Origin of the sequence: Methylosinus sp. C49 (assembly GCF_009936375.1) — a bacterium.
GTDB lineage: Bacteria > Pseudomonadota > Alphaproteobacteria > Rhizobiales > Beijerinckiaceae > Methylosinus.
On the sequence record NZ_AP022332.1, the window covers coordinates 1,790,864 to 1,802,833 of the forward strand.

An 11,970-nucleotide genomic window follows, 5' to 3' on the forward strand; every position below is an offset into this window, starting at 1 on the left:
CTATGGCGGCGCGCTGTCAGATCGCCTCGCGATCGCCATTCGCGCGGCGGCGGGACGCGTCGAGCGCCTCGAGGATCGTCCTCGACAGGGCGTCGAACTCGACGGGCTTGGTCAGCAGGAAATCGACGCCGGCTCCGCGCGCGGCGCGCTCGTCCTCCTCGAGCGCGCTGGCGGTCAGCGCGATGATCGGCAGCCGCCGCGCGCCCATGCGCGCCTCCTCCGCTCGAATGAGGCGCGTCGCCTCGAGGCCGTCTAGCTCGGGCATGAAGACGTCCATCAAAATGGCGTCGAAGGGCCGCAGCCGCCCGCCGATGGAGGAGCGCGCCAGCTCGACGGCGCGCGCGCCATCCTCGACGCGCGTCACCAGCGCGCCGAGCTTCTCGAGATGGCGGCAGACGATCAGCGCATTGACGTCATTGTCTTCGACGACGAGCACGCGCTGGCCGGCGAGCGTGCGCTCGGGCGTGACGAAATCCGCGTCATTGCGCGTCGGCGGCGGGGCGGCGGACAGGCGCTCGACCAGCGACGCGGCGCGCACCGGCTTCACCAGCCAGCCGTCGAAATGGCGCAGCGCCGCCTCGCCGAAGGCGCGTCGCTCCATGGGCGAGAACATCAGGAACACGCGGCCGGCGCCGGCGCGGCGCGCCTCGTCGGCGAGACGCTCGGTCGCCTCCTCGCCGAAGGCGCAATCGACGATGACGGCGTCGAAACGGCCATCGGGCTCGCCGTCCAGACGGCGCGCGCCATGCGTCTCCTCGCGCGCGATCTCGGTCTGCGCGCCGGCTCCGCGCAAAATCTCGGCCATGAACGGCCCTTCGAAGATCGTCGGCGAGACGATGAGGACGCGCGAGCCGGCGAGCGGCCGCTTGCGCTCGCGCGCGCCGTCGTCGAAGAGCGCATGCGGCCCGCGCGGCAAAGTGAAGGCGAAGACCGCGCCGGCGCCGGCCTGCTCCTCTATCTCCAGCCGGCCGCCCATCAGCGCGGCGAGATGGCGCGAGATGGCGAGGCCGAGGCCGGTGCCGCCATGACGCCTGGTCGACGAGCCGTCGCCTTGCTCGAACTCCTCGAAGATGATCTCGCGCGCCGCCGGCGCGACGCCCGGCCCCGTGTCGGCGACGCGAAACACCAGCGCGCCCTTGGCGTCGCGCTCGACACGCAGGCCGACGCCGCCGCTCGCGGTGAAGTTCACGGCGTTGCCGGCGAGATTGACCAGCACCTGGCGCACGCGCGCGGCGTCGCCGGCCACGATCTCCGGCGCGTCCGGCGCGATGTAGCTCGCGATCTCGAGATGCTTGGCCTGGGCGCGCGGCGCCAGCAGCTCGACGACGCCCTCGACGAGCGGCGCAAGCGCGAATGGTTCGACCGAGAGCTCGATTTTGCCGGCCTCGATCTTGGAGAAGTCCAGAATATCGTCGATGAGCTGGGCGAGCGAGCGGCCGGAGGCGGCGATCGCCTCGACATAGCTCGCCTGCTCGGCGTCGAGCCGCGTCGCCGCGAGCAATTGCGCGAGGCCGAGCACGCCATTGAGCGGCGTGCGAATCTCATGGCTCACCGTGGCGAGAAAGCGCGATTTGGCCTGGCTCGCCGCCTCGGCGCGGTCACGCGCGGCGGCGGCGGCGCGCAGCTCCCAGATTTCATCGCGCAATCCCTCGAGCTCGGTCTCGACCGCGCGGCGGCGGCGCGCCCGGCGCGCCCGCGCGAGCCATAGCCAGACGCCCGGCGCGAGAGCGGCGAAAAACGCGAGAACGGCAAAGACGCAAGGCGGAACGGCGGGCATGCGGGACGGTCCAAAGCCATAAGACGAAGATGCAATTATTCCACGGCAATCGACAGAAAAGTATGAATTGGGCTCAAGCCGCGACGCGGGCTCCGGCGGAGCCGCCGCGATAGGCGAGAGCTTCGGCGAGATGGCGGCGCGCTATGGCGTCCGAGCCGTCGAGATCGGCGATGGTGCGGGCGAGCTTCAGCGCGCGATGGAAGCCGCGCGCAGAGAGGCCGAGACGCTCGGCCGCCTCGCGAATCAGCGCCGTTCCAGAGGCGTCGAGCGCGGCGGCTTTCTCGATCGCGCTGGCCGGCGCGCTGGCGTTGGTTGTGGAGCCGGGAAGGCCGAGAGCCGCATAGCGTCGGCCCTGCCGCTCGCGCGCCGCGGCGACGCGCGCCGCCACTTCGGCCGAGCCCTCGGCCGGCGGCGGCAGCACGAGATCGGCCGCCGAGACCGCCGGAACCTCGATCCTGAGGTCGAAACGGTCGATCAGCGGGCCGGAGAGCCGCGCCTGATATTGGGCGATGCAGCGCTCATTGGGCTGGCGGCGGCAGGCGAAGCCCGGCTCCAGCGCATGGCCGCAGCGGCAGGGATTCATCGCCGCGACGAGCTGGAAGCGGGCCGGATAGACGGCGCGGTGATTGGCGCGGGAGACGGCGACCTCGCCGGTCTCCAGCGGCTGGCGCAGGCCGTCGAGCGCCTGCGCCTGGAACTCCGGCAGCTCGTCGAGGAACAGCACGCCATTATGGGCGAGCGAAATCTCGCCCGGACGTGCATGGGAGCCGCCGCCGACCAGCGCCGGCATGGAGGCGGAATGATGCGGCGCGCGAAACGGGCGCCGATCGGTGAGCTCGCCGCCGGCGATCTCGCCCGCGACGGAATGGATCATCGAGACTTCCAGAAGCTCGCGCGGCGACAATGGCGGCAGAATGGAAGGAAGGCGCGCCGCCAGCATGGATTTGCCGGCGCCGGGCGGGCCGTTCATCAGGAGATTATGGCCGCCAGCCGCCGCGATTTCCAGCGCCCGCTTGGCGCTCTCCTGGCCCTTTATGTCGGAGAGGTCCGGCAGCGCGGCCGCCGCCGCGCGCACGGCCGGCTCGGGCCGTGAGAGCGCCTGAACGCCTTTGAGATGATTGACGAGCTGGATCAGCGAGCGCGGCGCGATCACCTCCATGTCGCTCGACGCCCAGGCGGCCTCCGGTCCGCATTGGCGCGGGCAGATGAGCCCATGGCCGCGCGTGTTGGCGGCGACCGCGGCGGGCAGAACTCCGGCGACCGGCGCGATCGCCCCATCGAGCCCCAATTCGCCGAGCACGGTGAAGCCGTCCAGCGCATCCGAGGGGATGGCGCCGATCGCCGCCATCACGCCGAGCGCTATCGGCAGATCATAATGGCTGCCCTCCTTGGGCATGTCGGCGGGCGCGAGGTTGACGGTGATGCGCTTGGCCGGCAGGGCGAGGCCGGAGGCGACGAGCGCCGCCCGCACACGCTCCCGCGATTCGGCGACCGCCTTGTCGGCGAGGCCGACGAGGGTGAACACGACATTGCCGCTGGCGATCTGCACCTGGACGTCGACAGGCTTGGCCTCGATGCCCTCGAAGGCGACTGTCGCGACTCTGACCACCATGGCGAAAGCTCCGAGACCCCGATATCGCTCTGACGCAAACGCCGCCATAGTAGATGCGGGATTTCGCCTCCGCAAGAACAATATGAGAACGAAAATTGGCCATGCTTCGGCAACCGGCCGCTAACCGGCGAGAGCTAGTCTGAGGCTGGTTTTGAGGATCGGCAATTTCTGCTCTCGCGAAAGCGTCGCCATCGTGCGGCCGCGCTCTCGTGAGCTAAGAGCGCTTTGCGATCGGACTGGCCGTTCGATCGATCAGAAATTCGCGCCGGGGGATATCGCCCTCGAGAGCGCAAAGGGCTTCGCCCGAGAGATGGGGTCGGCGATATGTCTCAGAACAAACGGATGACGAGGGCGCTCGGCGCCGCGGCTTTGGCGCTGGCGATCGGCTTCGGCGCGCCGAAGGCGATGGCGGCCGAATGCGGACGCAATGGCGAGGGATTCGAGGCCTGGCTCGTGGGCTTCGAGAAAGAGGCCGCTGCGGCCGGAGTTTCCAAAGCGGCGATCGATTCGTCGCTCCGCGACGTCTATTACGACCGCTCGGTGATCTCGCATGATCGCGGGCAGAAAGTGTTCCGCCAGACCTTCGAGCAATTCTCCGCGCGCATGGCCAATTCCTTTCGCGTGACCAAGGGGCGCGCGCTGCTGCAGAAGCATGCGGCGCTGTTCAAGCGCATCGAGCAGAAATATGGCGTGCCGGGGCCGGTCATTGTCGCCATCTGGGGCCTGGAGACGGATTTCGGCTCCTATCTCGGCGACTTTTCGACGATTCGCGCGCTGGCGACGCTCGCCTATGATTGCCGGCGCGCCGACAAGTTCCGCGCCGAGCTGCTGGACGCGCTGCGCATCGTGGAGCGCGGCGATCTCGATCCCGCGCAAATGCGCGGCGCCTGGGCGGGCGAGATCGGCCAGACGCAATTCATGCCGTCGTCCTATCTGAAATTCGCGGTGGATTTCGACGGCGACGGCAAGCGCGATCTCGTTCACAACACGGCGGATGTGCTCGCCTCCACCGCCAATTTTCTACATGGCTACGGCTGGAAGCCGGGCGCCGGCTGGGACGAGGGCGAGCCGAATTTTCCGGTGCTGCTCGAGTGGAACAAGGCGAAGGTCTATTCCAAGACCATCGCCCTGCTCGCCGATAAGATCAAAGGCGCGACCGACACGCGCGCATCGGGAATGGACGCTCCCCGATCATCGGGAATGGACGCTCCGCGATGAGGCGGCCGCTTTTCGGCATTGTCGGCGCAGAGATTACTCCGCAGGCTCGGCGTCGGCCGTCTTCAGCGAATGTATCGGCCGGTGCCGTAGATAGATGAAGAACATGGCGATGACGCCGACGCCCATGAGCAGATAGAGGGGCAGGGTGCGCATGAAGCTCATGCCCACGGAGAAGGGGAAGCGCGACACCCAGCGCTCGCCATGGTCGCCGGTCACGGTCACTATGCCGACGAAATAGCCGGCGTCGGGAAAGTCGTGCTCGAAATTGACCGTGCCGGTCGGGTAGGTGCGCGGACCGCGATAGGCGACGGTCACGGCGTCTATGTCGGCGTTCTCCTTCTCCTCGCCGCCGACATCCTTGACGATTCTGATCTCCACCGCCATGTCGCGCAGCTCGTCCTGCTCGGCGTCCAGCGCGATGATCATGTGGCCGGTCGCCGGAATATCCTCGCAAAACTCGTTCTTGGAGGAATCCGGCATATAGCCGGTGAAGTTCATTATGTCCGGGCCGATGAACAGCCGGCAGCGTCCTTCGGCCGAGCCGAGGCGGCCATGGGCCGAGGCAGGCGCGCCGGCGCCGAGAAGCGTCAGCAGAAGGACGAGAAGAACGGGCGAGGCGGAACGAGTCGCGGAACGCAGAAACCCATCGATCGACCGCCAGAACGGGGCAAGGCCGCTGTCGGACATGATGATTCCCCCATGGAGCATGTGTTGCGGGCCTCGTTCCGTGGGCGCCTTCGCTCCGACGACGAAGCGAGAGCCGGCTCGGCCGACCCGGTCGCTCGCCGCCTGCGACAATGCGGCATGTTAGCGCATTCTCGCGGAGCGGCAAGAGCGTGACGGGGCTCGGCTTTCGTCCGCCTTCCGGCATAGAAATTCCGGCTGGCGCCGCGCGCTATACTGCGCCTATTGCTTGCGTTTTGCTCGGCTCGGCGCGAACTTCGCCGCATTGCGCCTGCGGACTCTTGTTTTTCCGCAGGCCTCACGCCATATTCGAGCGCGAGGACCGCGCCGATTGGCCGGATAAACCGGGCCGCGCGGCCTTTTTCGAGAGGATGCTATGTCCAATTTCGACCGCAACACGAGCTTCGGCTACCGGGGCGGGGTCTCCAGAGCCGGCACGGCCGAGATCGACCAGGGCCTGCGCGCCTATATGCTCGGCGTCTACAATTATATGGTCCTGGGCCTCGGCGTGACCGGCGTCGTCGCGCTCGGCACGCATATGCTCGCCGTGGCCAAGGAAGGCGGCCGGCAGATCGCGCTCACGCCTTTCGGTCAGATGCTCTACGCCAGCCCGCTGAAATGGGCGGTGATGCTGGCGCCGCTGGCCTTCGTGTTCTTCCTGGGCTATCGCGCCGACCGCATCTCCGCGGCGACGGCTCGCAACCTGTTCCTCGCCTTCTCGGCGGTGATGGGCTTGTCGATGTCGTCGATCATGATCGTCTTCACCGGCGCGTCGATCGCCAAGGTGTTCTTCATCACTGCGGCGGCCTTCGGCGGCCTCAGCCTCTATGGCTATATGACGAAGCGCGATCTCTCCGCCTTCGGCTCCTTTCTGGTGATGGGCCTGTGGGGCCTCGTGCTCGCGAGCCTCGTCAACCTGTTCTTCCAGAGCAGCGCGATGCAGTTCGCCTTGTCGATCCTGTCGGTGTTCATCTTCGCGGGTCTCACCGCCTGGGACACGCAGTCGATCAAGGACGGCTATTATCAGAACGCCGGCTATGGCCAGGAGATGGTGCAGAAGCAGAGCATCTTCGGCGCTCTGTCGCTCTATCTCGACTTCATCAACATGTTCCAGTCGCTGCTCTACCTCTTCGGCGAGCGCAACGACTGATCGGAAGATCGATCCGATCCGGGATAAAGGAAGGCCCCGCTCCGGCGGGGCCTTTTCTTTTCCGTGTGCGCCAATCCGTTCAGTCGCGCACCAATTCGAGCTTCTTCTGCAGCACGGCGACAACGCGTGAGAGATCATGGCCGCGGCGCATGACGAGGCCGCCGGCGGCGACGACGCAATAGGCGCCTTGACGGCGCGCCAGCTCGGGATTTTTCTCGATGCGATAGAGCGGCGCCTCGCTGGCGCGGCGAAAGACCGAAAACACCGCCTTGGCGGGCGAGAAATCGATGGCGTAATCGCGCCATTCGCCGGCGGCGACCTTGGCGCCATAGAGATCGAGCAGCAGTCGCAGCTCACGCCGATCGAAGGACACGAGCGGAGCGCTGCGCTCCGGCGCGGCCCTGGCCCGGTCCGCGTCATTCGTCGCGCGGCCTGCCACGACAGAGAGCAGGCCGCGCCGCCGGCTGGGATCGGTCGTCTCCGTCTCGCTCATGCCGCTTTCCTCGTTCCATGGGCATGATCGCGCGGCAAATGCGCGAGGGCAAGACAAAGATGACAATGAGACGACGATGAGCCGCGCGCGCCGGACCGAGATTTCACATTTTCGCCAATATCGAGCCCCTTGTCCGCCAAAGGAGCCGACCAATATCTAGCCCATTGCCTCGACACGCTCGGGAAGCCGTTTTTCCGGATTTCGTCAGCCCCCCAGCCCCCCGGAAGGGCGCTTTTCGAGCACAGTGAGTTCGTGGCGATGGACGGGCCGGCCGGGCGACGCTCGGGCGGCCCGTCTTGTTTCGGGCTTTTGCCCCGCGCCTCTTCTCTCCACGCTCTCGCAAGTCTCGCGCGATCGAGTCGCGCGACCCATGGGCGTCTTGCAACTTCGAGGACGATCCCCGATATCACTGTCGCGTTCCGCTCGAGGCGGCTCGACGGGCGCCATTGCCGATCAATGACGATCTCTATATCCCGGCCAGAGCCAGCGCGCCGTCGGCCATGCTTCCATTTGCGGAAAGCGGCGCGCGCGGCGGAGCCGACAGAAAAAGCGGAGACGAGCCCGTGACCGACCACGCCGAAACACAGACGATCGACGCAGCCGAGCGCAGCGATTACGGCTTTCAGGCCGATGTCGCGCGGCTCCTGGAGCTCATGACGCATTCCGTCTATTCGGAGCGCGACATTTTCTTGCGCGAGCTCGTGTCCAATTCGGCCGATGCGATCGAGAAGCTGCGCTTCGAGGCGGTGGCGAACGAGGGGCTGGGGGCGCAGGCCGGCGCGCCGCTCGTCACCATTGCGCTCGATAAGGAGGCGCGCACGCTCAGCGTCGCGGACAATGGCGTCGGCATGTCGCGCGAGGATCTCGTCGCCGCGCTCGGCACCATCGCCAGCTCCGGCACCCGCGCCTTTCTCGACGATCTCGAGGCCAAGGGCGGCGCCGACAAGGGCGGCTCGCTGATCGGGCGCTTCGGCATCGGCTTCTATTCGGCTTTCATGGTCGCCGATCGCATAGAAGTGGCGACGCGCCGCGCGGGCGCTGCGGAAGCATTTTTGTGGACGTCGGAAGGCAAGGGCTCGTTCCAGATCGCGCCGCTGGCCGCGGAGGACGCGCCCGCCGTCGGCACGCGCGTCACGCTGCATCTCAATGCGGAATCGGACGAGTTTCTCGAGCCCTATCGCATCGAGCAGATTTTGCGCGAGCATTCGGGCGCCATCGCCATACCGATCGATCTCGTCGAGGAGAAGGGCAAGGAGCCGCGTCGCCTCACCGACGGCGTGGCGCTGTGGACGCGGCCGAAATCGGAAATCAGCGAGCAGGACTATAAGGATTTCTATCAGCAGATCTCCGGCCAGTTCGACGAGCCGGCGCTCACCATTCATTGGCGCGCGGAAGGACGCACCGAATATACGGTGCTGGCCTTCGTGCCCGGCTCGCGGCCCTATGATCTCTTCGACCCCAAGCGCGCGAGCCGCTCCAAGCTCTATGTGCGGCGCGTGCTGATCTCGCGCGAGGCCGATATTCTGCCGTCCTGGCTGCGTTTCATGCGCATCGTCGTCGACAGCGCCGATCTGCCGCTCAACGTCTCGCGCGAGATGGTGCAGAACAATCCGATCATCGGCGCCATTCGCAAGGCGATCGGCACGCGCGTGCTCAAGGAGCTTTCTGATCTAGCCGCCAATGATTCGGAGAAGTTCGCCGCCGTGTGGAAGAATTTCGGCGCCGTCATCAAGGAGGGCCTGCACGACGACCCGGTGCGCCGCGACGAGATTTTCGCCATTGCGCGATTTGCGACGTCGCAGCATCAGGACGGCGCGCGAAGCCTGAAGGATTATGTCGAAAATCTTCGGCCCAATCAGACCGCGATCTATTACATCACCGGCGACGACAAGAAGCGGCTCGCCTCCAGCCCGCAGCTCGAGGGCTATCGCGCCAAGGGCATAGATGTTCTGCTGCTGGACGATCCGGTCGACGCCTTCTGGGTGACGAGCGCGGTCGGCTATGACGGCAAGCCGTTCAAATCGGTGACGCAGGGCGCGGCCGACATAGACGCCGTGCCGGCGCCGGAAGGCTCCGAAACGCCGCCTGCCGAGGCGAGCGCCGATGTCGCGCTGCTCACCGCCGTGCTGAAGGAGACGCTGGCCGAGCATATCGACGATGTGCGCGTCTCGACGCGCCTGCGCGAAAGCCCCGCCTGTCTCATCGCCGCCGATCACGGCTTCGATCTGCAGCTCGCGCGCATGCTGCAGGAGAGCGGCAATAAGGGCGTCTTCGGCAAGCCGGTGCTCGAGATCAATCCCAGCCATGAGGCGGTGCTGGCGCTCGCGCAAAAGGCCAAGGCCGATCGCGCCGGCGCGCAGGATGGCCTCTGGCTGCTGCTCGATACGGCGCGCATCGCCGATGGCGAGGCGCCGCTCGACGCCGCCGCTTTCGCCAAGCGCGTCGCCGCTCTGCTCGCGAAAGGCTGACGCGGCCGCATGATCGCTCCCGCGCTCGAGGATGCGCGTCGCGCCGCAGCGCTCGAGGAGGTCGCAGCCTTTCTCGAGCGCAGCGGAATCGAGGATGCGCGACGCGATGCGCGCGCGTTGCTGTTCGCCGCCGGCGGCTTCGGCGCGGCGGAGCTGCTGCTCGAGCCGATGGCGAAGCTGGGCGAAGCGGCGCTCGCGACCTTGCGCGATTCCGCGCGGCGCCGCGCGTCGCACGAGCCCGTGTCGCGCATTCTCGGCATGCGCGGCTTTTGGACGCATGATCTCGTCGTCTCGCCAAATGTGCTCGATCCGCGCCCTGATACGGAAACGCTGATCGAGCTTTCGCTCGAGCTCATGCGCGAGCGGCGGCGCGAGCCATTGCTGATTCTCGAGCTCGGCGTCGGCTCGGGCGCGATTCTCTGCGCTTTGCTCGCCGAATTTCCCGCGGCGCGGGCGATCGGCGTCGATCTATCCGCGGAGGCTTGCGAAGCCGCGGCGCTCAATCTCTCGCGCTGCGGCTTTGCGAATCGCGCCTCCTTGCTGCGCGGCCGCTGGGCTGATGCGCTCGGCGCGCGTTTCGATCTCATCGTCTCCAACCCGCCCTACATAGAAAGCGGAGAATTGGATGCGCTCGAGCCGGAGGTGCGTCTTTATGATCCACGCCTCGCGCTCGACGGCGGCGCCGATGGCCTCGCCTGCTATCGCGAGATCATCGCCGATCTGCCGCGCCTGCTGGCGGCGCAGGGCGCGGCGGTGCTCGAGGCGGGAGACGGCCAGGCGCGCAGCGTCGCCGCGCTGATGGCGGAGAAAGGCCTCGAGCCGGCCGGAATTCGCAAGGACGCGGGCGGACGCGAGCGCGCGGTCGCGGCGCGTCGCCGCAGCTGACGCATCCGCAAGTCGTGACAAATTGGCTACACCCCCTATTTATGTGAGCGACGGAACGTTCGCGCCCTTGGCGAGGCTTCCCCGGTGGACTATAGTCGCTCGCGAAAAGACGCTGAACGTCGTGAGCGACGCCGAGCGCGGATGAGGGGGAATACGGCCGGTCCCCGAAATTTAGCCGATGGCGCGCATCCCGCGCCGCAGAGGCCGGAGTCCGGCGCCGCCGTTCGAACCAGACAAGACGATGCGAGAAGACTGCATGGTCGGGTGTTCGCGCGACACGAATGTGTTCGAGCAATCGAGCGTGAGCGACGGGTTTCGTGATCTGGCGATGACCGCGAAGACGGCGTGAGACACGCAACTCGCTCGCCACGAGCCGAACGCTTCGACGCCGCCTCTCGAGGCCGCGTGATGCGCGATCGGCTCGGAGCGAGGCGCTCGGGTGAAGCGCGCTCGAGTGAAGTTGAGAATTCGGCGCAGGCCGTTCCACCAGAACGCCGCGCCGGCCGCGCGATCCATGCCGGGATCGCGCAAGCGACAGAACGGATGCGCCGCTCGATGTCGAGCGGAGCCGCTCCGTTGGATCGGGCTCTTGTGGCAATGGCCGCGCCCGGCTTCCGCCTCTGACGCAGTTTCGAGCGTTCGTCCCTTTCGGCGAGTTCTGCCGAAGCACGACACGCCGAGCCGGCAAAGCGTAAGGACCTTCTTGGGGATATTCGATGAGACCAGGACAGAATAAACGCATCCGCGGCCGTAATGGCGGCCGTAAAGGACCCAATCCCCTCACGCGTTCCTACGAGTCGAACGGTCCCGACGTCAAAATCCGCGGCACGGCTCAGCATGTCGCCGAAAAATATCTTCAGCTCGCCCGAGACGCGCAATCCTCCGGCGACACCATCATGGCCGAGAGCCTGCTCCAGCACGCCGAGCATTATTTCCGCCTGATCGCCGCGGCTCAGGCCGCGCAGCAGCAGGCGCAGGGCGGCTATGGCGGCCGTCCTTTCGAGGCGTCGGACTCCGATGTCGACGATGATGACGATTTCAGCGGCATTTCGGATCGCTTCGCGCCGCTGTCCGAGCGCCTGCCGCAGACCGCCGGCTATCAGCCGCCGCAGCAGCAGCCCTATGCGTCCGCGCCTTATGCGCAGCCGACGCCGCAGCCGCAATTCGCGCCGCAGCCACAGCCGCAGCCCTATGAGGAGCGCCCGATCGGCGAGCGTTCCAGCAATGAGCAGCCGCGCTACGAGCGTCAGCCGCGCCAGGATCGTGGGGGGCAAGATCGCGGGGGACAAGATCGCGGCGGCTTTCGCGATCGTCGCGACCGCAACAATGGCGGCGAGCAGAGCGCCGAGGGCGGCGGCGAGCGTCCGCATCGCCAGAATTTCGACCGCAATCGCGAGCGTCGCTTCCCGCCGCGGGTGCAGCCCGCCGCGCAGGAGGAGGCGCCCGCCGCCGCTCTGCCGTCCTTCATCACCGCGCCGATTCGCGCCGCCGGCCCGGAGGAGGGCGAGGCTTTCGCACGTTCCGAGCGCGCTGTCGTTCGCGAGCATGAGGAAGCCGCCGCCGGCTTTCATCTGAATCAGCGCCGCCGCCGCCGCACTCGCGCGCAGGGCGAGGAGGCGAATGGCAATGTCGCCGGCGACGAGACGCCGCGGACGGGCGAGCTGCCGCTCGCCGATTGAGCGT

9 protein-coding genes are annotated in these 11,970 nt (G+C 67.2%); 5 read left to right on the forward strand and 4 right to left on the reverse strand.

Annotated elements, in window-relative coordinates:
• Window positions 1-16: 16 nt before the first annotated feature.
• Window positions 17-1,777 carry an ATP-binding protein gene (locus GYH34_RS08690; protein ID WP_161913234.1) on the reverse strand — a complete coding sequence of 587 codons (1,761 nt, stop codon included), beginning with the start codon at window positions 1,775-1,777 and terminating at the stop codon, window positions 17-19.
• Window positions 1,778-1,850: 73 nt separating this feature from the next.
• Complete coding sequence (locus GYH34_RS08695; RefSeq protein ID WP_161913235.1) at window positions 1,851-3,389, reverse strand: YifB family Mg chelatase-like AAA ATPase; 1,539 nt, start codon at window positions 3,387-3,389, stop codon at window positions 1,851-1,853.
• Between the two features lie 324 nt (window positions 3,390-3,713).
• On the opposite strand from GYH34_RS08695, the gene GYH34_RS08700 reads away from it, so the two are divergent.
• Window positions 3,714-4,607 (forward strand): lytic murein transglycosylase, encoded by an 894-nt coding sequence (locus GYH34_RS08700; protein ID WP_161913236.1) that lies wholly within the window; start codon window positions 3,714-3,716, stop codon window positions 4,605-4,607.
• Window positions 4,608-4,640: 33 nt separating this feature from the next.
• Here GYH34_RS08700 and GYH34_RS08705 read toward each other — a convergent pair whose 3' ends face one another.
• The gene (locus GYH34_RS08705) at window positions 4,641-5,294 is read right to left on the reverse strand and encodes a hypothetical protein (RefSeq protein ID WP_244635324.1); all 654 of its coding nucleotides are present in this window, start codon (window positions 5,292-5,294) and stop codon (window positions 4,641-4,643) included.
• Between the two features lie 373 nt (window positions 5,295-5,667).
• On the opposite strand from GYH34_RS08705, the gene GYH34_RS08710 reads away from it, so the two are divergent.
• Window positions 5,668-6,441 (forward strand): Bax inhibitor-1/YccA family protein, encoded by a 774-nt coding sequence (locus GYH34_RS08710; RefSeq protein ID WP_161913238.1) that lies wholly within the window; start codon window positions 5,668-5,670, stop codon window positions 6,439-6,441.
• A 79-nt stretch (window positions 6,442-6,520) separates the two neighbouring features.
• Here GYH34_RS08710 and GYH34_RS08715 read toward each other — a convergent pair whose 3' ends face one another.
• Window positions 6,521-6,934, reverse strand: a complete 414-nt coding sequence (locus GYH34_RS08715) for a DUF2794 domain-containing protein (RefSeq protein ID WP_026599107.1) — start codon at window positions 6,932-6,934, stop codon at window positions 6,521-6,523.
• Between the two features lie 500 nt (window positions 6,935-7,434).
• Here GYH34_RS08715 and htpG point away from each other — a divergent pair, with 500 nt between their 5' ends.
• From htpG to GYH34_RS08730, 3 genes are all read left to right on the forward strand, one after another.
• A complete protein-coding gene (gene htpG, locus GYH34_RS08720; RefSeq protein ID WP_161913239.1) occupies window positions 7,435-9,402 on the forward strand; it encodes a molecular chaperone HtpG in 1,968 nt (655 codons plus the stop codon).
• A 9-nt stretch (window positions 9,403-9,411) separates the two neighbouring features.
• Entirely contained in the window at window positions 9,412-10,287 is an 876-nt protein-coding gene (gene prmC, locus GYH34_RS08725; RefSeq protein WP_161913240.1) for a peptide chain release factor N(5)-glutamine methyltransferase, read from the forward strand.
• A 716-nt stretch (window positions 10,288-11,003) separates the two neighbouring features.
• On the forward strand, window positions 11,004-11,966 hold the full coding sequence (locus GYH34_RS08730) for a DUF4167 domain-containing protein (protein ID WP_161913241.1): 963 nt from the start codon (window positions 11,004-11,006) through the stop codon (window positions 11,964-11,966).
• Window positions 11,967-11,970: the final 4 nt, after the last annotated feature.

What these genes read in the sequence shown, in the direction of transcription:
- GYH34_RS08710 (WP_161913238.1), top strand. Translation starts at nt 5,668, where the DNA reads ATGTCCAATTTCGACCGCAACACGAGCTTCGGCTACCGGGGCGGGGTC.
- htpG (WP_161913239.1), top strand. Translation starts at nt 7,435, where the DNA reads ATGCTTCCATTTGCGGAAAGCGGCGCGCGCGGCGGAGCCGACAGAAAA.
- prmC (WP_161913240.1), top strand. Translation starts at nt 9,412, where the DNA reads ATGATCGCTCCCGCGCTCGAGGATGCGCGTCGCGCCGCAGCGCTCGAG.
- GYH34_RS08695 (WP_161913235.1), bottom strand. Translation starts at nt 3,389, where the DNA reads ATGGTGGTCAGAGTCGCGACAGTCGCCTTCGAGGGCATCGAGGCCAAG.
- GYH34_RS08730 (WP_161913241.1), top strand. Translation starts at nt 11,004, where the DNA reads ATGAGACCAGGACAGAATAAACGCATCCGCGGCCGTAATGGCGGCCGT.
- GYH34_RS08705 (WP_244635324.1), bottom strand. Translation starts at nt 5,294, where the DNA reads ATGTCCGACAGCGGCCTTGCCCCGTTCTGGCGGTCGATCGATGGGTTT.
- GYH34_RS08700 (WP_161913236.1), top strand. Translation starts at nt 3,714, where the DNA reads ATGTCTCAGAACAAACGGATGACGAGGGCGCTCGGCGCCGCGGCTTTG.
- GYH34_RS08690 (WP_161913234.1), bottom strand. Translation starts at nt 1,777, where the DNA reads ATGCCCGCCGTTCCGCCTTGCGTCTTTGCCGTTCTCGCGTTTTTCGCC.
- GYH34_RS08715 (WP_026599107.1), bottom strand. Translation starts at nt 6,934, where the DNA reads ATGAGCGAGACGGAGACGACCGATCCCAGCCGGCGGCGCGGCCTGCTC.